23 protein-coding genes are annotated in these 24322 nt (G+C 67.0%); 14 read left to right on the forward strand and 9 right to left on the reverse strand.

Annotation, left to right across the window (positions count from 1 at the left end; all coding sequences use genetic code 11):
• Window positions 1–64: 64 nt before the first annotated feature.
• Window positions 65–2140, reverse strand: coding sequence for a TonB-dependent receptor (locus GFD32_RS00265; RefSeq protein WP_163574147.1), 2076 nt, complete (start codon window positions 2138–2140; stop codon window positions 65–67).
• Between the two features lie 201 nt (window positions 2141–2341).
• Between GFD32_RS00265 and GFD32_RS00270 the strand changes: the two genes are divergently transcribed.
• From GFD32_RS00270 to GFD32_RS00310, 9 genes are all read left to right on the forward strand, one after another.
• Window positions 2342–3136 (forward strand): ABC transporter permease, encoded by a 795-nt coding sequence (locus tag GFD32_RS00270; RefSeq protein WP_163574149.1) that lies wholly within the window; start codon window positions 2342–2344, stop codon window positions 3134–3136.
• Window positions 3136–3876, forward strand: coding sequence for an ABC transporter ATP-binding protein (locus tag GFD32_RS00275; protein ID WP_163574150.1), 741 nt, complete (start codon window positions 3136–3138; stop codon window positions 3874–3876). The genes GFD32_RS00270 and GFD32_RS00275 overlap by 1 nt, the downstream gene beginning before the upstream one ends.
• Window positions 3873–4862 (forward strand): ABC transporter substrate-binding protein, encoded by a 990-nt coding sequence (locus tag GFD32_RS00280; RefSeq protein WP_163574152.1) that lies wholly within the window; start codon window positions 3873–3875, stop codon window positions 4860–4862. Before GFD32_RS00275 ends, GFD32_RS00280 begins: the two co-directional genes overlap by 4 nt.
• A 169-nt stretch (window positions 4863–5031) precedes the next feature.
• On the forward strand, window positions 5032–6243 hold the full coding sequence (locus GFD32_RS00285) for an NnrS family protein (RefSeq protein WP_163574155.1): 1212 nt from the start codon (window positions 5032–5034) through the stop codon (window positions 6241–6243).
• Window positions 6244–6409: 166 nt separating this feature from the next.
• Window positions 6410–7369 (forward strand): TAXI family TRAP transporter solute-binding subunit, encoded by a 960-nt coding sequence (locus tag GFD32_RS00290; RefSeq protein WP_163574157.1) that lies wholly within the window; start codon window positions 6410–6412, stop codon window positions 7367–7369.
• An 84-nt stretch (window positions 7370–7453) separates the two neighbouring features.
• Window positions 7454–7882 (forward strand): DUF1850 domain-containing protein, encoded by a 429-nt coding sequence (locus GFD32_RS00295; protein ID WP_240455502.1) that lies wholly within the window; start codon window positions 7454–7456, stop codon window positions 7880–7882.
• Between the two features lie 24 nt (window positions 7883–7906).
• Entirely contained in the window at window positions 7907–9916 is a 2010-nt protein-coding gene (locus GFD32_RS00300; protein ID WP_163574161.1) for a TRAP transporter permease, read from the forward strand.
• A 98-nt stretch (window positions 9917–10014) separates the two neighbouring features.
• A complete protein-coding gene (gene purE / locus GFD32_RS00305; protein ID WP_163574162.1) occupies window positions 10015–10527 on the forward strand; it encodes a 5-(carboxyamino)imidazole ribonucleotide mutase in 513 nt (170 codons plus the stop codon).
• A 23-nt stretch (window positions 10528–10550) separates the two neighbouring features.
• Entirely contained in the window at window positions 10551–11666 is a 1116-nt protein-coding gene (locus GFD32_RS00310) for a 5-(carboxyamino)imidazole ribonucleotide synthase (protein WP_163574164.1), read from the forward strand.
• 87 nt (window positions 11667–11753) lie between these two features.
• On the opposite strand, the gene GFD32_RS00315 is transcribed toward GFD32_RS00310, so the two are convergent.
• Window positions 11754–12548, reverse strand: coding sequence for a TraX family protein (locus GFD32_RS00315; protein WP_205598989.1), 795 nt, complete (start codon window positions 12546–12548; stop codon window positions 11754–11756).
• A gap of 151 nt (window positions 12549–12699) precedes the next feature.
• On the opposite strand from GFD32_RS00315, the gene GFD32_RS00320 reads away from it, so the two are divergent.
• Together GFD32_RS00320 and GFD32_RS00325 are read left to right on the forward strand one after the other, a co-directional pair.
• Window positions 12700–13428, forward strand: coding sequence for a glutamine amidotransferase-related protein (locus GFD32_RS00320; protein WP_163574168.1), 729 nt, complete (start codon window positions 12700–12702; stop codon window positions 13426–13428).
• On the forward strand, window positions 13418–14611 hold the full coding sequence (locus tag GFD32_RS00325; protein ID WP_163574170.1) for a cation:proton antiporter: 1194 nt from the start codon (window positions 13418–13420) through the stop codon (window positions 14609–14611). Before GFD32_RS00320 ends, GFD32_RS00325 begins: the two co-directional genes overlap by 11 nt.
• Window positions 14612–14617: 6 nt before the next feature.
• Here GFD32_RS00325 and GFD32_RS00330 read toward each other — a convergent pair whose 3' ends face one another.
• A complete protein-coding gene (locus GFD32_RS00330; RefSeq protein ID WP_163574171.1) occupies window positions 14618–16870 on the reverse strand; it encodes a heavy metal translocating P-type ATPase in 2253 nt (750 codons plus the stop codon).
• A gap of 244 nt (window positions 16871–17114) precedes the next feature.
• On the opposite strand from GFD32_RS00330, the gene cadR reads away from it, so the two are divergent.
• A complete protein-coding gene (gene cadR, locus GFD32_RS00335; RefSeq protein WP_163574173.1) occupies window positions 17115–17582 on the forward strand; it encodes a Cd(II)/Pb(II)-responsive transcriptional regulator in 468 nt (155 codons plus the stop codon).
• Between the two features lie 81 nt (window positions 17583–17663).
• On the opposite strand, the gene GFD32_RS00340 is transcribed toward cadR, so the two are convergent.
• The 5 genes from GFD32_RS00340 to GFD32_RS00360 form a co-directional block, all read right to left on the reverse strand.
• Window positions 17664–18428: a transporter substrate-binding domain-containing protein gene (locus tag GFD32_RS00340; RefSeq protein WP_163574385.1), complete on the reverse strand. Its 765-nt coding sequence runs from the start codon at window positions 18426–18428 to the stop codon at window positions 17664–17666.
• Window positions 18429–18570: 142 nt separating this feature from the next.
• The gene (locus GFD32_RS00345; RefSeq protein ID WP_163574175.1) at window positions 18571–19302 is read right to left on the reverse strand and encodes an ABC transporter permease; all 732 of its coding nucleotides are present in this window, start codon (window positions 19300–19302) and stop codon (window positions 18571–18573) included.
• Window positions 19302–20006, reverse strand: coding sequence for an ABC transporter permease (locus GFD32_RS00350; protein WP_163574177.1), 705 nt, complete (start codon window positions 20004–20006; stop codon window positions 19302–19304). The genes GFD32_RS00345 and GFD32_RS00350 overlap by 1 nt, the downstream gene beginning before the upstream one ends.
• Window positions 20007–20027: 21 nt before the next feature.
• Window positions 20028–20798 carry an ABC transporter ATP-binding protein gene (locus GFD32_RS00355; protein WP_163574179.1) on the reverse strand — a complete coding sequence of 257 codons (771 nt, stop codon included), beginning with the start codon at window positions 20796–20798 and terminating at the stop codon, window positions 20028–20030.
• Between the two features lie 209 nt (window positions 20799–21007).
• Complete coding sequence (locus tag GFD32_RS00360; protein ID WP_163574181.1) at window positions 21008–22003, reverse strand: succinylglutamate desuccinylase; 996 nt, start codon at window positions 22001–22003, stop codon at window positions 21008–21010.
• 270 nt (window positions 22004–22273) lie between these two features.
• On the opposite strand from GFD32_RS00360, the gene GFD32_RS00365 reads away from it, so the two are divergent.
• Together GFD32_RS00365 and wrbA are read left to right on the forward strand one after the other, a co-directional pair.
• Window positions 22274–23158, forward strand: coding sequence for a class I SAM-dependent methyltransferase (locus GFD32_RS00365; protein WP_163574183.1), 885 nt, complete (start codon window positions 22274–22276; stop codon window positions 23156–23158).
• Window positions 23159–23248: 90 nt separating this feature from the next.
• Window positions 23249–23845: an NAD(P)H:quinone oxidoreductase gene (gene wrbA, locus GFD32_RS00370; protein WP_163574185.1), complete on the forward strand. Its 597-nt coding sequence runs from the start codon at window positions 23249–23251 to the stop codon at window positions 23843–23845.
• Window positions 23846–23973: 128 nt separating this feature from the next.
• Here wrbA and GFD32_RS00375 read toward each other — a convergent pair whose 3' ends face one another.
• Window positions 23974–24318: a hypothetical protein gene (locus GFD32_RS00375; protein WP_163574187.1), complete on the reverse strand. Its 345-nt coding sequence runs from the start codon at window positions 24316–24318 to the stop codon at window positions 23974–23976.
• Window positions 24319–24322 lie beyond the last annotated feature (4 nt).

Below are 24322 nucleotides of genomic sequence, written 5' to 3' on the forward strand. Positions count from 1 at the left end.
GATCGACGTTTTTCGTCGGCTCGCCGGAACCCCGCCGCCCGGCCAGCGGGCGGCGGAGCGGCAGTCAGAAACGGCCGCGCAGGGTGGCCACGACCCCGAAGCCGGGCGCCAGTAGCTCGCCGTCAACGGGTTGGTCCGTCAGGTGCTCGCGATAGCCGCGGTCGAAGAGGTTGTTGACGTCCAGCCCTACCTCCAGGGACGACAGACCGGCGGTCTTGCCGAAACGCCAGCCCAGGCCGAGATCGGCCGTGGCATAGCCCGGCGTGGTGCGTTCGTTACCGCCCGAAAACGTGTCGGCGGTGCGATCCTGGCCATCGACGGCACGCACCTGGGCATGCCAGTGGAAGCCGGACGGCGGCTGCTGACCGATGCCCAGGGTCGCCTCGGGGGCCGGCATCTGGTACAGCGGTTCGTCGTCCTGCTCGTTGGTGCCACGCAGCCAGGTCAGGCTGCCGTCGAGCTGCCAGTGGCCGCCGGCCAGTTGTCCATCCAGGGGCAGGGTGAAGCCCGCCTCCACGCCTTGGATCTCGACCCGGTCGAGGTTCTCGGTGCGCTTGATCGGCAGCCCTTGCGGATTGATGTCGCCCGTCACCCGCCCGGCAATGTAGTCGTCGATGCGGGTATGGAAGGCCGCCAGGCGGTATTCGCCGCGTTCGCTGCGCCCCTTCAGGCCGACTTCCAGGCTGGTGGAACGTTCGGGATCGAGCTGCGGGTTGCCCACGTGGTAATAGCCGTCGCCGCGGGTGGCGTCCTCGAAGCGCTCGCGCATGTCCGGGGCGCGGTAGGCCGAGCCCAGGCTGACGTAGGGGTTGACCAGCGGTGAGAGATTGTAGATCGCACCCAGCGACCAGGAGAGGGTGTCGCTGGTGTCGCTCAGGCCGTCGCGGGTGGCATTCGCGCCGCTGCCCTTGATGGCGGCATCGCCGCTGGTGCTGTCGTAGCGGGCGCCGGCCAGCAGCGTCCAGTCGTCGAACAGCACCTCGTCCTGGACGAACAGGCCGCGGCTCTCGATCTCGCCGTCGCGGAACGGTGAATTGGCGACCACATCGTTGCTCATGCCCCGGTAGCTGAAGCGTTGCGGATCGCCGCTCATCTCCCAGGCTTCGGCACCCAGGGTGAGCAGGTGGCGCTCACCCAGCGGCAGACGGTACTGGGTGCGGATGCCATCGGTGGTGAAGGTGACGTCGTTCCACACCTGGTTGCGCTCGAGGCCGCTGGACCAGGCGCGGATCTCGCGATACATCTCCTGGCGATACAGGCTCGCTTCCAGAGTGCCGGGGCCCACCTTGCCTGCGTATCCCACCTCGTAGAGTTCGCGCTGCTGGCGCGGCGAATGGATGGTCAGGGTGCCGAGCGGCGCGGCCGGGCCGAGCTTTCGTGAACCGGGATACCAGACGTCGCGGTCCTCCTGGTTCTGGACGTTGAGCGTGAGGCGGTGGTCGTCGGCCAGGCGGAAGGCGTACTTGAGCAGGAAGGCGCCGGACTCGAAGCCGCTGTCGTCGACCCGCCCCTCGGGGGTGTCGTAGTCGCTCACGTCACGCGCGGTGCCGCCCAGCACCAGGGCGTGATCGCGATTGGCGAGCTGCACCACGGCGCCGCCGCCGAGGCTCTCGTCGACGCTGCCGGCGCTGGTCGCGAAGCGCCCGGTGATCGAGGGCTCGGCGGTGAACTCGGCGTCTGGGGTGCGCAGGTTGACTGCGCCACCCAGGGCGCCGCTGCCATGCAGCACCGAACCGGGGCCCTTGACCACCTCGACGCTGTTGAGCAGGCCGAGGCTGGCAAAAGAGGCCAGGGCGCCGGCCGGCTGGGCCGAGTTGATGCGCACGCCGTCCACCTGCAGCACGATGCTCTCCTTCTTCAAACCGCGCAGTACCGGGTTCTGCCCCCAGGCACCGTCGCTGTGCACGGCGGTGCCCGGCTGTCCGCGGAACAGGCTGCCGACGCTTGCGGCCACGGCGACGGACCCGGGGTCGAGGCGCAGGGTGGCCTTGGGCGTGTCCAGTTCGTCGGCGGCATAGCCCTTGGCGGTGACGGTGAGGCTGGGCAGAGCGTAGTCAGGCGTCGTCTCGGCGCCTGCCAGGGGGCTGATTGCCGTCGCGACGCCCAGGGCCAGCGGGGCGAGGGTGGTCGATGGTCGCATGGGGTTCCTCCTGATCAAAAGATGCAACTATAATGCAATTTATATAGATTCGCGTTTTGATCCATGTCAGAAGAGCGTCGTTCAGGGCGCCAGGCGGAAAGGAGGGTATCGGCACCGCATCGTCGATTGACCGGCGTCAACGCGGTGCTTCGCCTGCTGAAGCAAAATGCAATCATTCTTGTTCGTTTCGTGGAGAGACGTATGAAGCGGTCGCTGACGGCGCGGGGTGTCGCAACGCTGCTGGGCTGGGGCGGGAGTCTCACCGGCGTGCTGCTGTTCGTGGCGCTGTGGGAGTGGGGCAGTGAGGCCTATGGCAGCTTCCTGCTGCCGGGGCCACGCGATGCCCTGGGAGCGCTGGTGCAGCTGGCGCGGCAAGGCGAGGCGGCCACTGCGGTGTGGGCCACCACCTGGCGTGCCATGTCCGGCTTCGCCCTGGCGGCGCTGGCGGGCATCGCGCTGGGCCTTCTGGCGGGGCTGTCGCGCACCCTGGGGCGGGCGCTGGAGCCGCTCTCCACGGTGCTGCTGGGCATTCCGCCCATCGCCTGGATCGTGCTCGCCATTCTGTGGTTCGGCAGCGGTTCGGCGGCGACGATCTACACGGTGATGGCCACCACCCTGCCGGTGGCCTTCGCCGGGGCGCAGATGGGAGCGCTGACGCGTGACCGGCGCCTGCAGGAGATGGCCGACGCCTTCCGGGTGCCGCCGTTGATGCGGCTGGTCGACTTCCACCTGCCGCACATCGTCTCCTACGTTTTTCCGGCGCTGATTACGGCCCTGGGCGTGGCCTGGAAGGTAGCGGTGATGGCCGAGCTGTTCGCCGCCGAGGAGGGCATCGGTGCCGGCCTGGCGGTGGCGCGGGTCAACCTCGATACCGCGGCGGCCATGGCCTGGATCGTACTGGTGGTGCTGCTGCTGATCGTTGCCGAGCATGGTCTGCTGCGTCCGCTGCAGCGACGCATGGAGCCCTGGCGCCAGACAGGGCGGGGAGAGGCGTGATGCTCGAGCTCGATGCCATCGGCCATACGTTCGGCATGAGTCGCGTGCTCGACGGCGTGAGTCTGACGCTCGCGCCGGGCGAGTCGGTCTGCCTGGTCGGCCCCTCGGGCTGCGGCAAGACCACCCTGCTGCGCATCGCCGCAGGTCTGGTCACCCCCGCCGAGGGTCACGTCAATGACGACTTTCGCCGCAGCACGGTGGTCTTCCAGGAGGGGCGCCTGCTGCCCTGGCGCCGCCTGCTCGACAACATCGCCCTGGGACTCAAGGCGGTCGGCGTGCCGCGTCGCGAAAGACTGGCTCGTGCCCGGGCGCTCGCCGCCGAGTTGGGCCTCGCCGAGTGCCACGACCAGTTTCCCCACGAACTCTCCGGCGGCATGCAACAACGCGTCGCCCTGGCCCGCGCCCTGGCGGTGGACGCCGACTGCCTGTTGCTCGACGAGCCCTTCAGCGCCCTGGACGTGGGCCTGCGCAGCGAAGCTCAGGCGCTGTTGCTCGACTTGCTGGCGCGTCGCGGTATCGCCTCGCTGATGGTCACCCACGATCTCACCGAGGCGTTGCGCCTGGGACACCGGATCGTGGTGCTGTCGCCAGCGCCGGGGCGCATCGTCCATGAAGCGTACGTCGAGCGCCCCTTCGCCGAGCGTGACGCCGCCTTCCTTTACGAGGCTGCCGGGGCGCTTCTGCGGCATCCTGCCGTCGCCGAGAGCTTCCTGTTTCGACCCGATGAGGTAAATGCATGATCGACCGCCGACGCCGCCAACTGTTGCAATTCGCCGCCGCTTCCGCCTCTCTGGCCGTTCTGCCGGGAATCGGCCTGGCTTCCGAACCTGGCCTGCGCGCCGCCACGCCGCTGGGGCTGCCCCAGGTGATTTTGGCCCGTGCCTTGCGGGACGAACGCCTGGATGCCCTGGTGGGCGGCAGCGAGCTGCGCGATTGGCGCGACCCCGACCAGTTGCGTGCCTGGATCGCCGGCAGCGAGGTGCAGCTCACTGCCACGCCTACCAACGTGGCGGCCAACCTCTACAACCGCGGCGTGCCGGTGGTGCTGATGAACGTCAACGTGTGGGGCACCCTGGGGGTGCTGGCCCGCGAAGCGCCGCTGACCCGCCTCGCCGATCTGGCCGGGCGTCAGGTCGGCGTGCCGTGGCGCGGCGACATGCCGGACCTGGTGCTGCGCTACCTGCTGGCCCGCGAAGGTCTGGAGGTGGGTCGCGACCTGCGGATCACCTATCAGGCGAGCCCCTTCGAGACCGTGCAACTGTTTCTGGCCCAGCGCCTGGATGCTGCCGTGCTGCCGGAACCGATGCGCACCGCGACCCGTCGCCAGGCCGGTTCGCTGGGACTCGAGCCTCGCGAGCTCGATCTGCAGCAGGAGTGGGCGCGTCTCACTGGGGAGGCTCCGGCGCTGCCTCAGGCCGGTGTGATCTGTCGTCGCGAGCTGCTCGACGCACACCCCGACTGGATCGCCGCCGTACAGCGCGCCGTGGGCGAGGCGGTAGCGTGGGTCAATGCCAACCCCGATGCGGCGGCGCAGCTTGGGGCCGAGAATGCGCCGCTGCCGGCTCCGGTATTCGAAGGGGCCATCGCGCGCACGCGGTTGGAGATGCGCACGGCCCAGGAGGCGCGTCCGGCGCTGGAAGATTTCTTCTCGTCGCTGGCCGAGCTCTCCAGCGGTTTCATCGGTGGCGGGCTGCCTGACGATGGCTTCTATCTGGACAAGGCTTGAATCGCTGTGTTGCCAGTTGATTATCGGTCGTTTTCGAGGCTGCACAGTTGCCCAAGCGAGAGGCGCCGGGGACAGGGCGGATAGGGAGCACAGCGCCCCCTCGCAGCCCCGTCGCCGGATCCGCCTCGAGCCGTGCCGCTAACTGCATTAGCCTCTCGGAGGAGATCCCATGTCCGTTTCGTCAGCGGCGATTCCCGGCCAGCGCATTGCGCTGCTGGCCTACGGCTTTCGCCCTTTCTTCCTGCTCGCCGCGCTCTATGCGCCGCTGGCGCTGGTGCCCTGGGTGGGTGGGCTGCTGCAGCAACTGACGTTGGAGACTGGCATGCCGCCCCTGTTGTGGCACGCCCACGAGATGCTCTTCGGTTTCGTGGCGGCGGCGCTCGCCGGTTTTCTGCTCACTGCCATTCCTTCCTGGGCGAAGCTGGCGCCGCTCACCGGTCTGCCCCTATTGGCGCTGGTGCTGCTGTGGCTGGTCGGGCGCCTGGCGATGTGGCTAGCCGGTTGGTTTCCGCCAGCCGTGGTGGCGGTTGCCAACCTAGCGTTTCCGCTGACGCTGGTGGCCTGGGCGCTGCCCGCCCTCGTGTCCCTCGACGGGCGGCGTCATCTCAGCCTGGGAGGGCTGCTGATCGCGTTCGTCGTGTCGCAGCTCGGCTTCTATCTGACCTGGCTGGACGCATTGCCCGTGCGCCTGGTACCGCTGGACTGGCTGCATCTGGCGGCCAATCTGTTGCTGGTGACGATCGCCGTGACCGCTTCGCGCATCGTGAGGGTAGTGGCCATGGCCGCCGTCGCCGACAGCGGCGCCCCGGGGTCGGTGCGATTCACCCCGGCGCGCGAGCACTTGGCGGTGGCCACCCTGCTGGTGTTCGTGGTTGCCGATTTCGTGGCGCGTGGCCATCCGGTTACCGGCTGGATCGCCCTGGCGGCGGCTGCGGCCCAGGCCGATCGTCTCGCCGAGTGGCCCTGGGGGCGGGCCATGGGACGGCTCTACCTGTTGCTGCTCACCCTGGCCTACGTGTGGATCACGTTGGGGTTGGTGCTGGTAGGGCTGTCGGCGCTGCTCGACGGCTTGCCCTCCTATGCCGGCCGCCATGTGCTGTTCCTCGGCGCCATCGGCACGGCCGTGCTGGCAGTGTTCTGCATCGCTGGCTTGCGCCATACCGGGCGTCCGCTGCAACTGCCGCGCCCGATCTGGGGGGCACTCGGCTGTCTGCTTGCCGCCACGCTGTTGCGCAACGGCGTGCCGCTGGCTTGGCCGCAGCACTACCTGGTGCTGGGCGTGGTGCTTCCGGCCCTGCTATGGCTGTTGGCCTATGGCCTTTATGTGCTGAGCTATGCGGGCATGCTGTGTCGGGCGCGGCCGGATGGCCTGCCTGGATGATGTCGGCTCGGCCAGCCTGGCGCTGCCTCGTGAGTGACTATCCTGAAACGTAGAAAGGACCGGTTGGCCGTGTCCGATGCGGGCATGCTAGGTTCTTGCAGTGCCCGACGGCATCGGGCAGGAGTCGATAATCACAAACGATCCCGTTTCAGGAGGGAGACATCCCATGCGAGCTCTGACATACATTGCGGCAGTATCCCTGCTGGCCACGGCGCCCTTGGCTTCGGCCCAGCAGCTGTCCATTGCCACCGGCGGCACCGGCGGCACCTATTACCCCCTGGGGGGTGGCATGGCCGAGATGATCGGCGAGCACATCGAGGGCTATGAAGCCGTGGCCGAGGTCACCGGTGCTTCGGTAGAGAACATGGGGCTGGTATGGCGTGGCGATTCCGACCTCGCTTTGGCCCTGGCCGATACCGTCCACCAGGCCTACAGTGGCACCGGCGACTTCGAGGGCCGTCAGCTCGAGAACATCCGGGCCCTGGCTTCCGTCTACCCCAACGCCGTGCAGATCGTCACCCTGGCCGATTCCGGCATCGAGTCGCTCTCCGATCTCGAGGGCAAGGTGGTCTCCGTGGGCGCACCCGGTAGCGGTACCGAGCTCAATGCCCGCGCGGTGCTCGAGTCCAACGGTATCACCTACGACGACATCGATCCGCGGCGCCTCAACTTCAACGAGACTGCCGATGCCATCCGCGATGGCGACATCGACGCCGGTTTCTGGAGCGTCGGGCCGCCCACCAGTTCCATCATGAACCTGGCTACCACCCGCGACATTCGCCTGATCGGCCTGTCCGACGAAGAGGTCGCCAACGCTCGCGAAGCCGTGTCGGTGTTCGCTCCCTACGAGCTGCGCGCCGGCCTTTACGAAGGCATGGAGGAAGGCGTCCAGACCATCGGCATTCCCAACGTGCTGGCGGTGAGCAGCGAGATGGACGAAGAACTGGCCTACCAGATCACCAAGATGCTCTTCGAGCGCACCGACGAACTGATCGAGGTGCATCCGGCGGCCAACGACACCACCGTGAAGTTCAGCACCGACTCCACGCCGATCGCCTTCCACCCCGGCGCGCTGCGCTACTACGAAGAAGTGGATGCCGAGATCGCCGACCACCAACGCCCCTGAGCGTGGTTGGCGATGCCTGAACGACACCCGAATGCAGGGTGGGCCTTGTTGCCCGCCCTGCTGTCGTGTCTGTCGGTGGTCGCGATGGCCGACCCGGCGCCCGCGCGGCTGGAAGTGCTGGATGCCGAGGGCGAACCCTTGGTTGCGCTGGCGATGCCGGAAGGCAGTCGCTGGTGTCTGGAGTGGAATCATTCCGTCGAGGGCTTCGCGGTGCTCGATTGCTACCGTCATGACGACGGGCACATGGTACTCGAGCGCAGCCACCTGCCCGACTTTGCTGCCGGGCTCGATCACGTGCTGGGGCGAGGGCGGCAGGTCTCCGACGGCCAGGGCGGATACTGGATCGAGGACATCGACGAGCCGGTGCCGGGCAACGCCTACGTGCTGCGTGTCGGGTCGATGCGCGTCGATCATCGTTTGGTGGTCGATACCCGGCGTATCAGCCTGAGTGCCCTGGCTGAGGGCGAGCGCGTCACCGTGCGCTTGAACTCCGCCGACGATGCCCGCGAGTGAACGAAAATCCTAGAGAGAATGCAGATGAGTGATTCGGGAACCTCCCCCGTCATTCCCGGCAGTCAGGCGCCTCACTCCCGTGCGGTGCTGTGGCTGATCACCCTGGTGGCAGTGGGTCTGTCGCTGTTCCAGCTCTATTCCGCCGGCATTCAGCCGCTGGGGCTGTTCTACCAGCGCAGCATTCACCTGATGCTGATCATGGTGCTGGCCTTCCTGATGTTTCCGCTGTTGGGCGCCGCGCGCGCCCGCGGCCCCATCAGCGGCCTCGTCGATTTACTGTTCGTCGTCGGCGCCCTGATTACCGGCGGCTACCTGGCGCTCTACCTGGACGAGATCATCAACCGTGCGGGCTTCTGGAGCCAGACCGATATCGTGGTGGGGTGCATCGCCACCCTGACCGTACTCGAGGCGGCACGCCGGGCGGTGGGGCTCGGCATGACCGTCATTGGCCTCATCGCCATTTTGTACGCTTTTTCCGGCCCCCGCGGCGAGCTGCCGTGGCTGGGGCAGTTCCTGCCCGGCATTCTCGAGCATCGTGGCTACAACCTGGATCGTCTGGTCGGCCAGCTCTATCTGGGCCAGGAGGGCATCTTCGGCCTGCCCATGGGTGTGGCCGCCACCTACATTTTCATCTTCGTGCTGTTCGGCGCCTTTCTGGAAGTCACCGGTGCCGGCAAGTTCTTCATCGACCTGGCCTATGCGGCCACCGGTCGGCAGCGGGGCGGGCCGGCCAAGGCGGCGGTCATCGCCTCGGCGGGCATGGGTTCCATCTCCGGTAGCGCCATCGCCAACGTGGTGACCACCGGGGCCTTTACCATCCCGCTCATGAAGCGCCTGGGATACAAGCCGCACCAGGCCGGCGGCATCGAGGCAGCGGCCTCCACCGGTGGTCAGATCATGCCGCCGCTGATGGGGGCCGGGGCCTTCCTGATCGCCGAGTATACGCGGATGCCCTACCTGGAAGTGGTCAAGGTCAGCATCCTGCCGGCCATCATGTACTTCGGCGTCGTCTACCTCTTCGTGCACATCATCGCCTTGAAGCAGGGGATGCAGGGCATGTCTCGTGCGGAGCTGCCGCAGATGCGCGATGTGATGGGATCTGGCTGGCACTTTCTGCTGCCGCTGGCGGTGTTGATCTGGCTGCTGGTCATGAACATGTCGCCCATGCGCGTGGGCTACTACGCCATCCTCACCATGCTGGCCGTGGCGGTACTGCGCTTCGCGGTGTGGTTCCTGTTCATCGCTCCTCGCGAGGGCCAGAGGGTGACCGGAGAGACGCTTCGCGAGGCGTTCAAGGCGGGCCTGATAAAGCTGATGGGCGGCCTGGAGCTGGGCGCTCGCAACGCCGTGGCGGTCTCCATGGCCTGTGCCGTGGCGGGAATCATCGTCGGCGTGGTCGGCCTGACTGGACTGGGGCTGAAATTCTCTTCCATGATGCTGGCCTTTTCCGGCGGCAACCTGCTGCTGGCGCTGGTGATGGTGCTGTTGGCCAGCCTAGTGCTGGGGATGGGCCTGCCGGTGACCGCCAGCTACATCGTGCTGATCGTGCTGGTCGGCCCCGCCCTCACCGCCGAATTCGGCGTGCCGCTGCTGATCGCCCACCTGGTGGTGTTCTGGTACTCCCAGGACTCCAACGTCACCCCGCCCATCGCTCTGGCCGGTTTCGCCGGGGCGGCGATTGCCGGTGCCAAACCCATGGATACGGCATTCCAGGCGTGGAAGTTCGCCAAGGGGCTCTACCTGATTCCGGTGTTCATGGTGTACAACCCGGAGATCATCATGGGCGGGCCGGTGCCGGTGGTGGTATGGAATGCGGTGATCGCCTTTCTGGCGCTGGGGGCCTTTGCCGCCGCGTTGGAGGGGTACCTCTTCACGCGCATGTCGTGGCCGGTGCGTGCCTTGCTATTGCCGGCCATCGTGGCGGTGTTCTACCCCAATCTGCTGGTGGAGGCGAGTGGAGCGGCCGTGATGGTACTGGCGCTGGCCGGTAACTGGCTGGCCAGCCGCCGCGAGGGACGGGCCGCTCACGGCTGATCGTTCCGGTCTGCACGACTGGTCAAGATGACGGCGCCGAGAGGCGCCGTTAGAATGTCTGCCCTTCGTTTCCTGCCGACAGTAACCGGGAGCCTCCGATGTCGACCTCCAACCAGGCGCCGCGCGTTGGCGTGATCATGGGTTCCAAGTCCGATTGGCCGATCATGGAGCACGCCGTGACGATGCTCGAGCGTCTGGGCGTGGCCTGCGAGACCCGCGTCGTCTCCGCCCATCGCACCCCCGACCTGCTGTTCGACTATGCGAAAGGTGCCGCCGAGCGCGGCATCCAGGTGATCGTCGCCGGGGCCGGCGGTGCAGCCCACCTGCCTGGCATGGTGGCCGCGCAGACGCCATTGCCGGTGCTGGGGGTGCCGGTGGAATCCAAGGCGCTCAAGGGGCTCGATTCGTTGCTCTCCATCGTGCAGATGCCCGGCGGCGTCGCCGTGGGAACGCTGGCCATCGGCAAGGCGGGAGCCACCAATGCCGGCTTGTTGGCCGCCCAGATCGTCGGCTTGCAGGACGAGACGGTGCAAGCGGCCGTGGCGGCGTTCCGCGCCGAGCAGACCCAGACGGTGCTCGACAACCCTGACCCGCGTCCCGCGGCCGAGTGAGCCAGCGAGAGGAGACACGTGACATGAACATTGGCGTACTGGGAGCCGGCCAGCTCGGTCGCATGTTGGCGCTGGCCGGCTATCCGCTGGCCAACCGCTTCACCTTCCTCGATACCACCGGCCACCCCAGCGCAGGCATCGGCGATGTCATGCTGTATACGGACCAGCACCATCTTCTCGACGACTTCCTGGCCAAGGTCGACCTGGTGACTTACGAGTTCGAGCACCTGCCGGTGGCGCTGGTCCAGGCCATCGAGGAGCAAAAGCCGGTCTATCCGTCGAGCGAGGCGATCCGCGTGTGCCAGAACCGCGCCGAAGAGAAGGCGCTGTTCGACCGCCTGGGCATTCCCACCCCGGTCTACCGGCTGGTGGAACACGCCGACGAGCTGGAGGCGGCGGCCCGTGAGCTGGGCTGCCCGGTGGTGGCCAAGTCGGTTACCGAGGGCTACGACGGCAAGGGTCAGGCGGTGATCCGCGACCCGGCCGAGGCGGGCGATGCGTGGCGCTCCATCGGTCATCCGCGGCTGATCGTCGAGGCCTTCGTCGATTTCGTGCGCGAGGTGTCGATCATCGCCGTGCGGGGCCGCGACGGCCAGGTGGTCTTCTACCCCATGGCCGAGAACGTCCACGTTGACGGTATCCTGCGCTATTCGCTCGCCCCCCTGCCGGACCTGGACGACACCGTGCAGCAGACCGCCGATGACTACATCCGGGCGCTGCTCGATGCGCTCGACTACGTGGGCGTGCTGACTCTCGAACTGTTCCAGACCCGCGACGGCGGCCTGATGGCCAACGAGATGGCCCCCCGGGTACACAATTCTGGCCACTGGTCGATCGACGGCGCGGTGACCAGCCAGTTCGAGAACCACCTGCGTGCCATCCAGGGCCTGCCGTTGGGCGATACCGCGGCGCGGATGCCCACCTGCATGGTCAACGTCATCGGCCGCGAGGGCGACAGCGCCGATCTCCTGGCGATCCCCGACGCCCACCTGCACCGCTACGACAAGGGCGAGCGTCCCGGCCGCAAGCTGGCGCACGTCAATCTGCTGGCGCCGACTCATGCCGAGCTGCTCGAGAAGGTGCGTACCTGCGCGGCCCTGCTGCCCGAGGCGCCGGCATCGCGCTTCAGTTTCGAGTAGCCGGGTGCGCGTCCGCTAGCCGCGAAGACCCCGCCCGTGCGGGGCCGTCGTGTCGTCCGAGCAGGCCAGGCGTCCCCGCACCGTTGGTCATTCCCACAAGGCGAGGCCCCACACCCACAACGCCATGAGAGCGAAGTGGCCGGGGTACCAGGCGAGCCACAGCCAGCGTGGCATGGCGAAAGGCACGGCCGGAGTGAGGCGGTGGGCACCGGCGGCCAGTCCCAGCACCGCCAGGCTGGTGGCGATGGCGAACGATTTGGCGATAGGCCTGCTGTTGAGCAGGCCGGTCGCCACCAGCGCCGGTATGGCGCAAGCCACCGCGGTGAGCCGTTGGGGCATGGCGGGTCCGGTGTGGTGGAGGCGGTGCATGGCCAGCATGAACAGCGGAATCAGCAGCAGGCCCTCGTGACCGTACTCGACCCAGTCGCCCAGCCACTGCCAGGCCAGCAGCGAGGCCAGCGTGGCCAGCACCAGCCAGAGCGCACCGACGTCCCGTCGCCGGTGATGTTCCAGCAGGGCGTTCAGCATGGCTCCCCAACTCAGCCCGAGCGAGAGGGTGAAGCAGACGTTGAGGATGAAGGCGTCGGAAGCCCGAGGCATCATCATGTAAGGCAACTGGGCGATCAGCCCGATCACCAGTATGCGCCGGGCGTAGCGAAGCGGGTTGCGAGTGTTGAACAGCCCGTGCCAGGCGACCATGGCGGCAAACAGCGGGAAGGCAATGCGTCCGAAGGATGAGCCCGCCGACTCCAGCTGCCAGTCGTTGGGCAGCACGTAACGGGTCAGGTGGTCGAAGGTCATGGTGATGAGCGCCAGCCACTGTCCCCAGCCGGTCCAGGTGGAGGCGGGGCGTGATGGGGCAGTGACGGGGCGTGTGATCATGGGGCTTGGGACATACATCCTGTCCTCCCGGGTCTTTCCGATGACGATAGCGATGCGTTGACCGGCGGCTGTACTCTGGGGTTCCCTGTTGCCAGGGCGCGACACCGGCCGGTATGCGAAGGCCAACGACGAGGAGGCGCAAGGATAAAGAATGAGGATCGGTCTGCTGCAGTGCGATGATGTGGCCCCGGAGCTGCGCGAGCGGCACGGCAACTACCCCGAGATGTTCGCGCAGTTGTTTGCCGCCGTGGATTCGAACCTGAGCTGGCGCGTGTGGCGCTGCCTCGACGGCGAGTTCCCCGATGGCGTCGAGGCGGTGGATGCCTGGATGACCACCGGCGCGAAATTCAGCGTCAATGACGATCTGCCGTGGATCGCCGATCTCGAAGCCTTCGTGCGGACCCTATGGCAGGCCGGCAAGCCGCTGGTGGGAATCTGCTTCGGTCACCAGCTGATCGCCAAGGCACTGGGTGGCCGGGTGATCCAGAGCCCCCGAGGCTGGGGCGTGGGCCTGTCGTTCAACCAGGTGACCGAGCGGCCCGAGTGGATGGCGCCGGCGCAGGATACGCTCGACCTGGTGGTGAGCCACCAGGATCAGGTGGTCGAGTTGCCGCCCGGTGCGCGGGTGCTGGGCGGCAGCGACTTCTGTCCTGCCTACCTGATGCAGGTAGGGGAGCACTTCCTGGGCGTGCAGGGCCATCCCGAGTTCACCAAGGCGTACTCCCGCGACCTGATGGCGCTGCGTGCCGGGGACATCGGCGACGCCCGCGTGCGGGAAGGCGAGGCGTCGCTGACGTCGCCGGTGGACGATACCCTGATGGCGCGCTGGATTCTCGCCTTCCTGCGTCGTGCGATGCACCACCCAGTGCATGTCGGCTAGTTCGCTACCCTGGGAGGCACCGTCATCGGCGACGGCAGCCCTGGTGCTGCTGGGCGTGATCCTGTCCAGCAGCATCCTGGCCGATGCCCTGGCAGCACGCACCCGGCTGCCGCGCATTTCCCTGCTGGTGCTGGTTGGCGTGGGGGTGGCGTTCGTGCAGCAGGCGCTGCTTGGGCATTCGGACGCACGTCCGCTGGACGGGCTTGGCGAACCCTTGATTCAAGTGGCCTTGGTGATGGTCGCTTTCCTGCTGGGCGGGGAATTGACCCGGGATCGTTTGCGGCATACCGGCCCTTTGATTCTCATCGTTTCGCTGTCGGTCATCGCGGTGGGGGTGCTGGCGGTTGGCATCGGGCTGTGGCTGCTGGGGTTTCCCCTGGTGGTGGCGGCCAGCCTGGCAGCCATTTCGGTGGCCACCGACCCGGCCGCGGTGAGCGAAACGGTGCGCGAGAGCGGCGACACTCGACTGCGTGCCCGCTTGCTGATGGGCATCGTTGCCATCGACGATGGCTGGGGCGTGCTGGCCTTCGGGCTGACCATGGCACTGCTGGGCTGGTGGCTCTCGGGGGAAGGCAGTCTGGCGCTGCTGCATGCCGCCTGGGAGCTGGGCGGAGCGCTGCTGCTCGGTGCCCTAGTGGGGCTACCGGCAGCCTGGCTGACGGGACGCCTGCGTCCCGGCGAGCCCACTCAGGTCGAGGCCATTGCGCTGATCCTGCTGCTCGCCGGCCTGGCCGACTGGCTGGATGTCTCTGCCCTGCTTGCTGCCATGGTGGCGGGTGCGCTGGTGGCCAACCTGTCGCGCCACCACACCCGCTCGTTCAGCGAGATCGAGCACATCGAGTGGCCCTTCCTGGTGTTCTTCTTCGTGCTTTCCGGGGCGAGCGTCGACCTGATGCGGTTGGACGATGCGCTGGGGCTGACGCTGGCTTATCTGCTGCTGCGCCTGGGCGGGCGTTATCTGGGCGGCGTGCTCGGCGTGCGCCTGGCCCGTTCTCGCCAGGCCGAGCTACCCCATGACATCGGTCTGGCGCTGACGCCCCAGGCCGGCGTGGCCATGGGCATGGCGTTGCTGGCCATGGAACGCTTTCCGGAGCACGGTGGCGTACTGATCGCTGCCGTCGTGGCGTCCACCGTGGTCTTCGAAGTGCTGGGACCGCTGATGGTGCGCCGCGTTCTGCGCTGACTGCCGTCATGGCTGGGCAGGCTGGGGATCCTTGGATTGACGGCTGGCGCGGCCTTCACCGGCGCGCGACGGCGAGTCGGTGAGCAGGCGTAGCCCGTTGGCCACGACCAGCAGACTGGACCCCATGTCGGCGAACACCGCCATCCACAGCGTGGCGTGACCGCTGAAGGCCAGTACCAGGAAGACCGCCTTGATGCCCAGCGCCAGAACGATGTTCTGGATCAGTATCCGATGCGTGGCATGCGACAGGTCGAGGAAGTCGTTCAAGCGCTGCGGGTCATCGTCCATCAGCGCCACGTCGGCGGTCTCGATGGCGGCATCGCTACCGGCAGCTCCCATGGCGAAGCCGATGTCGGCGCGGGCCAGGGCGGGTGCATCGTTGATGCCATCGCCTACCATCCCCACGGATCCCTGGCGGGAGCGCGACTCGATCATGGCCAGCTTTTCGTCAGGCAGCAGGGCGCCGCGGGCTTCGTCGATGCCCGCCGCTTCGGCGATGCGGGCGACGCTGGCCGGGTTGTCGCCACTGAGCATCAATGTCTTCACGCCGCGCGCGTGCAGGGCCTCGACCGCGGCGCGGCTCGTCTCGCGCAGCGGGTCGCTGACGGCGAACAGTGCCAGCGGCCTGTCTCCTTCGCCGAGCAGCACCACCGTTTCCCCTCGCGCCTCGCGCTCGGCCAGCCGTTCGGCCAGTGCCTCGTCCAGCCTGGCGTGCGCCTCCAGCAGTCGGCGGTTGCCGAGCCACACTGGGCGCTCTTCGAAGGTGGCGACGATGCCTTGGCCGGGCCGTTCGTTGACCTCGCTCACCTCGAGCGGGGCGATGCCGGCCTCTGTCGCTGCCGTGGCGATGGCGGCGGAAACCGGGTGCCCGGAGCGGGTGGCGAGCCCCGCGGCGAGCGCGGTCAGGCGCTGGCGTGTCGCGTCGTCCAGGCTGTCGTCGACGGCTTCCCAGTGGCTTTGCACCGGCTTGCCGCGGGTCAGGGTGCCGGTCTTGTCGAGGGCGAGCCAGGCCAGGCGATGGCCTTGCTCGAGGAAGGCGCCGCCCTTGATCAGGATGCCGCGCCGCGCCCCGGCGGCCAGGCCGCTGACGACGGTCACCGGAGTGGCGATCACCAGCGCACAGGGACAGGCGATCACCAGCAGCACCAGGCCGAGGTAGATGCCTTCGAACCAGCCGACGCCGAACAGCCACGGCCAGGCTAGCGCGGCGACGATGGCCAGTGCGAATACCGCGGGCGTATAGATTGCCGCGAAGCGGTCGATGAAGCGCTGGGTGGGGGCACGGTTCGCCTGGGCCCGTTCCACGGCGTGGATGATGCGTGCCAGCGTCGTGTCGCTGGCGGCGCGGGTGGTGCGATAGGTGAATTCGCCGTTGCGGTTGATGCTGCCGGCGAAGACGCTCGCCCTGGGTGCCTTGTCCACCGGCAGGCTTTCACCGGTGATGGGCGATTCGTCCAGCGTCGGGTGACCCGCTTCCACCTCGCCATCCAGAGCCAGGCGCTCGCCGGCGCGTACCCGCACGAGGCTGCCCACGCCAACCGATTCGGCCGGCTGGCGTTCGAAACGGCCGTCGGCCTGGGCCACGTTGGCCGTTTCCGGGGCCAGGTCGAGCAGCTCGCGGATGGCGCGTCGAGCGCGGCCCAGGGAGCGCGCCTCGATGCGTTCGGCGAGGGTGAAGAGCACGATCACCATGGCCGCTTCGGCCCAATGGCCGATGAGCAGTGCGCCGGTGACGGCCACGCTCATCAGGGTGTTGATGTTGAGCGTGCGGTGGCGCAGAGCGATGAAGCCCTTCTTCCAGGTGGGCAGGCCGACCAGCAGGATGGCGGTCAGTGCCAGAATGCCGGGCAGCCAGGGTGTGGCGAGGGCGGCCCATTCGCTCGCTTCGGCGGTCAGGGCGATCAGGGCCGCCACGACCAGCTTGCCCCAGGGTTCGCGCTCGCTGGGCGGTTCGGAACGACGGGTTGCGTCCAGGGTTTCCGCCGTCATGCCGGTGGCGGCGATGCGCTGACGGATCGTCTCCTCGTCGGCGTCGCGGTGGTGCACGGTGAGTACGCGCCCCATCAGGTCGAACTCGAGGGCCTCGATGCCGGGCATGCCCTCGAGAGCGCGGCGCAGCAGTCCCTCTTCGGTGGGGCAGCACATGTCGGCAATGTGCAGGCGCAGTGGGCGCGTCCCGGCTGGAGCGCCCTCGGCGGTGGAGGATGAGTCGAACTCACGTGCCTCGCAGCAGCCATCGCAGGTCGGTCGTGTGGTCATGTCGGGCTCCTTGCCAATTCTGTCTACATGACACACCCTGTAGTGGCTATAGGGTCAAGGTTTCTTTGCTGCTCGAGTGCAAGGCCATGGCCGGAGGCAACGAGGGGCGCCGGGGACAGGTCGGAAAGGAGGTCCTCAGCCATGGATGGCTGAGGTAGCGTCCAGGGAGGGATTCATAGCGCCTCCTTGTAGACCTGTCGACGGATCAGCCCCGAGTGATATCGCTGCTTGGTAGGGAGATGTCATGAAAATCGGCGAACTCGCCTCAGCCACCGGCTGCGCAGTGGAAACGGTCCGCTACTATGAGCGTGAGGGGCTGTTGCCCGAACCGGCGCGCAGTGCGGCCAATTATCGGCTCTACGGCGATGCCCACGCTCAGCGGCTGCGCTTCATCCGCCACTGTCGGGCGCTCGACATGACCCTCGACGAGATCCGCACCCTGCTCGACTACCACGACCGCCCCCGCCAGCCCTGCGATGCTGTCAACGGCCTGGTGGACGAGCATCTCGCCCACGTGGAGGCGCGCATCGCTCAGCTGGAGGCGCTGCGCGAGGCCCTGATCAATTTGCGCGCGCGTTGCGAGGGGGCGGCGGACTCGGCGCATTGCGGCATTCTGCAGGAGCTATCGCAGCCGCTGGGCGACGCGGCGCTGGCGGTGCCGAACGAGGCGAGTCATGTGCCGGGGGCACACCGTGGCGGTGGGGCGGGCTGAACGCACATCGCCCCGGCCAAGGCCGGGGCGATGTGGGAGTCGAGGCTCATCGAACGCGCTGGCGGTCATCCGCCGTGGCACTCATTCCTCGCCGAAATACTTGGCGTGGATCTCGTCGTAAGTGCCGTTCTCCTGCAGGGTGGCGAGCGCTTGGTTGAAGGCCTCGGCCAGTGCCTCGTCACGCTGGCGGAAGGCGATGCCGAAGCCTTCGCCGAAGTACTCCTTGGGTTCGGTGATCATCTCGCCGACCACCTTGTAATCGCCGGCCTCGCTGTCCAGCAGGGTGGATTTGCCGATGGGGAAGTCGAGGAAGACGGCATCGAGCCGGCCGGAGTCCATGTCGAGGACCATGTCGTCGGCGGTGGCATAGCGATTGACGTCGGCCACGTCGCCGTACATGTCGGTGACGTAGTTGTCCTGCAGGGTGCCGCGCTGCACGCCGATGGTCATGCCTTCCAGCGTCTCGTCGGAGGGCGTGCCGATCTCCACGTCGGCGGGAGCGAACCAGGCGGAGGGCGGAGTGATGTAGGGATCGGAGAACAGCACCTGCTCGCGGCGCTCTTCATTGATGGTCATCGACGACATGATGGCGTCGTACTTGCGGGCCATCAGGCCGGGGATGATGCCGTCCCAACCCTGCACGACCCACTCGCACTGGATGCCGATCTCGGCGCACATGGCGTTGCCCAGGTCGATGTCGAAGCCGGTGAGTTCGCCGTCCGGCGTGCGGTACTCCATGGGCTCGTAGGGTACGTCGACGCCGATGCGAATGTCGCGAACCTCGGCGTTGGCGGTGCCGGCGATCAGGGCAGCGCTCAGGGCGCCGAGGCTCAGGATCTTCTGGATCTTCATGGTTGTTGTCCCCTGTGTTGGGTGGATGCACCTCGTGGGTGATGACAGGCCAACCTTAGCGGATAGCCGGATGGCCCGGAAGGGGGAATCGGCGCGGGTTTAAACGCCGGTTCCCAACGCACGTTTTACGTTCGGCTCAGCCGCCGGCCGGCTTGAGGTGAGCCAGCAGCCGCTTCTCCAGCCAGCGGAAGAAAAAGAGGATGGCGAAGGTCACGCACAGGTAGATGGCCGCCACGAACAGGAAGGCGTCGAAGGGCGCATAGTAGCGGGCGTAGACGAAGCGGGCCGCTCCGGTCAGATCCATGATGGTGACCACGCTGGCAATGGCGCTGGCGTGGAGCATGAAGATCACCTCGTTGCCATAGGCGGGCAGGGCGCGACGGAAGGCGCTGGGCAGCACGATGCGCCGCATCATCAGGCGACGCGACATGCCGTAGGCCCGCGCCGCTTCGATTTCGCCGCGCGGCGTGGCCTTGATGGCGCCGTGGAAGATCTCGGTGGTATAGGCCGCCGTGTTGAGGGTGAAGGCGATCAGGGCCGGCACGAAGGGCTTTTCGAGAATCGCCCACAGCCAGGTTTCCTGAATGCCCTCCACGAACACCACGCCGTAGTAGATCAGATAGAGCTGCACCAGCAGGGGGGTGCCGCGGAACACGTAGGTATAGGCGAAGATTGGCCACTTGACCCAGGAGCGTTGGGACCCCCGGCCGATGGCCAGCGGCACCGCCGCCACCAGGCCGATGACCAGCGACAGGAACACCAGCTGCACGGTAGTCACCAGACCCTCACCGTAATAGGAGAGGGTCTGCAGCGTGAAGATGCTGTTGTCGGCCAGCAGGCCTTCCAGGCGTTCGAGCAGAGCTTCCATCACTCCACCTCCCCGTAGCCGATGTTGTAGCGCTTCTGCAGTCGGGCGAAGATCCACTCCGAGACGCTGGCGATCAGCAGATAGATCGCTGCCACGATGAGCATGAAGGTAAAGGGTTCACGAGTGGCCTTGGAGGCCTCGGCCGCCACGCGAACCATGTCGGAGAGACCGATTACCGACACCAGGGCGGTGGTCTTGAGCAGCACCATCCAGTTGTTGGAAATGCCTGGCAGCGCGTGGCGCATCATCAGCGGGAAACGGATGCGCCGAAACACCAGCCAGGGGCCCATGCCGTAGGCGCGACCGGCTTCGATCTGTCCCGAGTCCACCGCCATGAAGGCGCCGCGGAAGGTCTCGCCCATGTAGGCGCCGAAGATCAGGCCGATGGTGACCACGCCGGCCACGAATTCGTTGATGTTGATGAAGATGTCGATGTCGAACTGGTAATAGAGCCAGTCGGTGAACAGGTTGACGCCCATCTGGCCGCCGAAGAACAGCAGCATCATCAGCACCAGGTCGGGAACGCCACGGATGACGGTGGTATAGAGGGTGCCGAGGCGGTGGGCCAGCCAGCTGCGCGACATCTTGGCGCTGGCGGTGAGCAGGCCGAGCACGACGGCTAGCACCAGCGACAGCAGTGCCAGCTCGATGGTGATCAGGGCGCCCTCGGCGAGGCGCGGGCCGTAGCCATGCAGGTCGATCATGACGTTCTCCTCACGTGCCCGTCAGTGTTTGGGCGCCAGGAACTGCCGGAGGCGCTCCGACTGGGGATTGCCGATCACCTCGTCGGGTGGCCCGGATTCCTCGATCACTCCCTGGTGGAGATAGATCACCTGGCTGGAGACGTCGCGCGCGAAGGCCATCTCGTGGGTGACCACGATCATGGTGCGGCCCTCGGCCGCCAGATCGCGCATCACCTTGAGCACGTCGCCGACCAGCTCGGGGTCGAGCGCCGAGGTGGGCTCGTCGAAGAGCATCACTTCCGGGTCCATGGCCAGTGCCCGGGCGATGGCGCCGCGCTGCTGCTGGCCGCCGGACATTTGCGCCGGATAGGCATCGGCACGCTCGGTGAGACCGACGCGCTCGAGCAGGGCGCGGGCGTGTTCGATGGCCTCTTTCTTGGGTTTGCCGAGCACGTGCACCGGGGCTTCGATGACGTTTTCCAGCAGCGTCATGTGGGCCCACAGGTTGAAGCTCTGAAACACCATGGAGAGCTTGGCGCGCATGCGCACCACCTGGTTCCAGTCCGCCGGCTCGCGTCCGTGCCGGGTCCGTTTGAAGCGGACGGGTTCGCCATGGACGATCAGCTCGCCCTCGTCGGGCTGCTCCAGCAGGTTCATGCAACGCAGGAAGGTGCTCTTGCCGGAACCGGAGGCTCCGATCAGGGTGATGACGTCACCCTTGTGGGCCGTGAGCGACAGGCCTTTGAGCACGTCGGTATCGCCGAAGCGCTTCTTGATGTTGCGCACCTCGAGCGGTAGCGGGGTATCGGCCATGGGATGGCTCCAGGTCGGGACGAACGGACGGGCACGGAAAGTGGGCGATTCTAACAGGCCGATGGGATTTCGGCAGGTAGGCCGTCGTTGCCCTTTCGAGGACCGGGAACGGTGAGTGACGAATGGTGTGACATGAGCGATCTCCTGATTGTTGTTATCGCCGATTGTGACGGTGCGAGGGTGATGGCGGCAATCGGCCGATCGGCCGCTCAGTCCCTTCCATCGGGCCGTGGCGCGGGGCGAACCAGCAGTGCCGCACGGGCGCCGAGCTCGACGTTGGCATTGGGGAACACCACGTGCAGCGGCGCTTCGTCCACCGTGAAGGGGCCGCCGACATCGTCCTCGGCGAGCCGTGTGCCGGGCGCGAACTCGGTGAAGTTGGGCGTGTCGTCGGGGAAGCAGAGGCGGAACGCCTCCCCCTGGCGCTTGAGCTCGTGTGAGACGCGAAAGAAGGCCATGCGTGCCGGGTCGGCGGCGGGGGGCGTTTCACCGGCAACCAGCGCCGCGAGCAGCCGCCCCATGGGGGCGAGGGCGCACAGGTCGTTGGCACCGAAGGGGCGCACGCGGCCGAGTTCCAGGGTGAAGGCGGCGGCATCATGGTAATGCTTGGAATAGTGCGAGAAGGTCCAGCTGTGCTGGTGCTGATGGAGCACGGCCTGGATGTCGGCGGCAGCCAGCCAATGCCACTGTTCGGCTGGCGTGCGGGACTCGGCCCAGGGTTCGACGACGAATCGCGGGTAGCGGCTGTCGCGTATCGCCGTATGCAGATCGTAATGCAGGCGTGCGCACTCGGAATGACGGGCGAAGAACGCATCCACGGCGGCCATCAGTTCGCGGGCGCGGTCGGGCTCGTCGCCCCGTTCGTCGAGGTCACGGCGAAACAGCCGGTTGAGGTTGGTGTCGACGAAGCGCACCCCCGCGCGGATGGCGGGGAGGTTGCCGAGGATGACCAGCAGCGGCGCGCCCAGGCGGAGCTTGCCGGCCTCGAGTCGGGCCAGGCAATCGCCGAGCAGCTCGATGGGCGCGGTCTCGTTGCCGTGGATGCCGGCCGAGAGCACGCAGGCGCGGGCGGCTGGGCCGGGATCATCGGGCACGAGTTCCAGCAGCCCAGGACCGACCAGGGTGAAGCGCCCCCCGTTCACGCTTCCCCATCGAGTTGCCGGCGGCTTGCCGTCCAGGCTGGTATCGAGCCACTCAGCGAGCATGGCGGCCTCCGGACCGGCTGGTGTGGGGGCGGCAGAGCGTCGGGTATGGCACGTGGACTGAGGGCATGCGCAGATCCCGTTGGGTCGTAGCGAGCGAAGCTCTGTCACCATCCTGCGGAGCGTGGCCGCTCACAAGCCCCGGCGTCGGGCTGGTGAAAACGCCGGTGCGATCGTGAAAATGACGCTGCTGCCCCTGACCATGGCCCAATGGGGGCCCGGACCGGGTGTCGGTAGACTACATTTTCATCCGCCAACGTTGAGAGAGTCCTCATGTCCAAGGATACGCTCGATCTCAGCCGCCAACTCAACGATCACTATGCAGCGGTCGGCGTTGGCGGCGACCGGGAGCTGGTAGCGCGGCTACGCGATGCCTTTCGTGAGGCCGGCCACGATCCGGATCGGCTGACGCTGGATGTCATTGCCGGCATCGATCAGCTGCACCTGGGCGGGCGCACGGCCAGCCGCTCCCTGGCCACGCTGGGTTTCGTCGGCCCCGGCGAGCGCGTGCTCGACGTGGGCTGCGGCACCGGCGGGGCGAGCCGGCTGCTGGCCGCCGAGTACGGCGCCACGGTGACCGGGGTCGACATCACGGCTGCCTTCGTCGAGGTCGCCGCCTGGCTCAGCGCGTCCACCGGGCTTGCCGAGCGCACCCGCTTTTTGTGTGCCGATGCCGCTGTCGTGCCGCTCGCCGACGCCAGCTTCGACGTGGTGTGGTGTCAGCATGCGCTGATGAACATGCCCCAGGTGCCGCGTGTCCTGGCCGAGTGGCAGCGTCTGTTGCGGCCGGGCGGAAAGGTGCTGCTGCACGAGGTGGTGACCGGTGACAACCCAGAGCCACTGGCGCTGCCGGTACCTTGGGCACGTAGCCAGACGACCAGTCATTTGCGCAGTCGCGAGCAGCTCGAGCGCTGTTTGGCCATGGCCGGCTTCGTGCCCGAGACGTTGCGCGATGTCACCGAAGCTGCGCTGGCCTGGCGGCAGACACGCAGCGACCGGGAGGGCGGTGCTGCGGTACCGCCCGTGAAGCCGAGCCTGCCGGGGCCACCCCTGCTCTTCGGCGATGATTTTCCGCGCATGGGGCGAAACCTGCGCGACAACTTGGCTGCCGATAAGGTGCGCATTCTGGAAGGGGTGTGGCGTCGCAGCAATCGATGAATTCGAACCTCGCCAACGAAAACCTTCGCTTTTTTGCACTACGTTATGCCGTACCCTGTGACCATCAACAACCAACGGAGGAAAACGGTTATGACGAAGGTGCTTGTGCTCTACCACTCCATGTACGGCCATATCGACACCATGGCAAAGCTGGTCGCCGAAGGCGCGAGCCAGGTTCCTGGTGTCGAAGTCACCGTCAAGCGGGTGCCGGAAACCATGGACAATGAGACATTCGCCCAGGCCGGCGGTCAGCAGTTCGATACCCCGGAAGCGGCGCCTCAGGAGTTGGGTGACTATGACGCGGTGATCTTCGGCAGTCCCACTCGCTTCGGCAACATGTCGGCCCAGATGCGTACCTTCCTCGACCAGACCGGCGGTTTGTGGGCCAAGGGCGGTCTGCGCGGCAAGGTGGCCAGCGTCTTCACCTCCACCGGTACCGGTGGCGGCCAGGAGACCACCATCACGTCATTCTGGAACACACTGGCGCACCACGGCATGGTGATCGTGCCGCTGGGCTACGGCATCGGCGAGCAGTACGTCTTCGACCAGGCCGGTGGCGGCAATCCCTATGGCGCCTCGACCATCGCCGGCGGCGACGGTTCGCGCCAGCCCGACGAGCGCGAGCGGAAGATAGCCCGCTTCCAGGGGGAACACGTGGCCAAGATCGCTAGCAAGCTGGCTGGCTGAACGGCACATGCACCTCCGGCTACTGATTGTAGCCTGGGTAACGTGCCATCACGAAAGGCCCTGTCCGAGCGATGCCGGACGGGGCCTTAGACGTTAGGCAGGAGCAGAAGGGGCCATCGTCGGCTCAATCAGCGCAGCTGGCCACGAACCAGATAGCTCAGCGGATGCAATACCAGCCAGGTCACTATGGCCACGCCCAGGGCTGCCACGATCAAAGCAGCCCAGTCAGTGAGAGTGGCCACGAATGCCAGGCGAGAATGCGTGAGCCAAGGTAGCCACCACAGAGTCGAAATGCCGACCAGCAGGGAGACGATGGCGGTCAGCTGGCAGTGATGGTTGACCAAGCGATAGCCACGCAAGTGGCCGATCAGTTGGACAGTAATCAACAGTGCCACCATCGCTAGGATCAGCGGAAGAAAAGGGGGGAGGGCATTGGCCAGTACCGCGAGGATGCCCGAGAGCGTGAACGACATGGCG

The organism is Halomonas faecis (assembly GCF_010993975.1).
GTDB lineage: Bacteria > Pseudomonadota > Gammaproteobacteria > Pseudomonadales > Halomonadaceae > Halomonas > Halomonas faecis.

What these genes read in the sequence shown, in the direction of transcription:
- wrbA (WP_163574185.1), top strand. Translation starts at nt 23,249, where the DNA reads ATGACGAAGGTGCTTGTGCTCTACCACTCCATGTACGGCCATATCGAC.
- GFD32_RS00315 (WP_205598989.1), bottom strand. Translation starts at nt 12,548, where the DNA reads ATGATCACACGCCCCGTCACTGCCCCATCACGCCCCGCCTCCACCTGG.
- GFD32_RS00275 (WP_163574150.1), top strand. Translation starts at nt 3,136, where the DNA reads ATGCTCGAGCTCGATGCCATCGGCCATACGTTCGGCATGAGTCGCGTG.
- GFD32_RS00295 (WP_240455502.1), top strand. Translation starts at nt 7,454, where the DNA reads ATGGCCGACCCGGCGCCCGCGCGGCTGGAAGTGCTGGATGCCGAGGGC.
- GFD32_RS00360 (WP_163574181.1), bottom strand. Translation starts at nt 22,003, where the DNA reads ATGCTCGCTGAGTGGCTCGATACCAGCCTGGACGGCAAGCCGCCGGCA.
- GFD32_RS00300 (WP_163574161.1), top strand. Translation starts at nt 7,907, where the DNA reads ATGAGTGATTCGGGAACCTCCCCCGTCATTCCCGGCAGTCAGGCGCCT.
- GFD32_RS00285 (WP_163574155.1), top strand. Translation starts at nt 5,032, where the DNA reads ATGTCCGTTTCGTCAGCGGCGATTCCCGGCCAGCGCATTGCGCTGCTG.
- GFD32_RS00325 (WP_163574170.1), top strand. Translation starts at nt 13,418, where the DNA reads ATGTCGGCTAGTTCGCTACCCTGGGAGGCACCGTCATCGGCGACGGCA.
- GFD32_RS00330 (WP_163574171.1), bottom strand. Translation starts at nt 16,870, where the DNA reads ATGACCACACGACCGACCTGCGATGGCTGCTGCGAGGCACGTGAGTTC.
- GFD32_RS00365 (WP_163574183.1), top strand. Translation starts at nt 22,274, where the DNA reads ATGTCCAAGGATACGCTCGATCTCAGCCGCCAACTCAACGATCACTAT.
- GFD32_RS00265 (WP_163574147.1), bottom strand. Translation starts at nt 2,140, where the DNA reads ATGCGACCATCGACCACCCTCGCCCCGCTGGCCCTGGGCGTCGCGACG.
- GFD32_RS00320 (WP_163574168.1), top strand. Translation starts at nt 12,700, where the DNA reads ATGAGGATCGGTCTGCTGCAGTGCGATGATGTGGCCCCGGAGCTGCGC.
- GFD32_RS00310 (WP_163574164.1), top strand. Translation starts at nt 10,551, where the DNA reads ATGAACATTGGCGTACTGGGAGCCGGCCAGCTCGGTCGCATGTTGGCG.
- cadR (WP_163574173.1), top strand. Translation starts at nt 17,115, where the DNA reads ATGAAAATCGGCGAACTCGCCTCAGCCACCGGCTGCGCAGTGGAAACG.
- GFD32_RS00345 (WP_163574175.1), bottom strand. Translation starts at nt 19,302, where the DNA reads ATGGAAGCTCTGCTCGAACGCCTGGAAGGCCTGCTGGCCGACAACAGC.
- GFD32_RS00355 (WP_163574179.1), bottom strand. Translation starts at nt 20,798, where the DNA reads ATGGCCGATACCCCGCTACCGCTCGAGGTGCGCAACATCAAGAAGCGC.
- GFD32_RS00280 (WP_163574152.1), top strand. Translation starts at nt 3,873, where the DNA reads ATGATCGACCGCCGACGCCGCCAACTGTTGCAATTCGCCGCCGCTTCC.
- purE (WP_163574162.1), top strand. Translation starts at nt 10,015, where the DNA reads ATGTCGACCTCCAACCAGGCGCCGCGCGTTGGCGTGATCATGGGTTCC.
- GFD32_RS00350 (WP_163574177.1), bottom strand. Translation starts at nt 20,006, where the DNA reads ATGATCGACCTGCATGGCTACGGCCCGCGCCTCGCCGAGGGCGCCCTG.
- GFD32_RS00270 (WP_163574149.1), top strand. Translation starts at nt 2,342, where the DNA reads ATGAAGCGGTCGCTGACGGCGCGGGGTGTCGCAACGCTGCTGGGCTGG.
- GFD32_RS00290 (WP_163574157.1), top strand. Translation starts at nt 6,410, where the DNA reads ATGCGAGCTCTGACATACATTGCGGCAGTATCCCTGCTGGCCACGGCG.
- GFD32_RS00375 (WP_163574187.1), bottom strand. Translation starts at nt 24,318, where the DNA reads ATGTCGTTCACGCTCTCGGGCATCCTCGCGGTACTGGCCAATGCCCTC.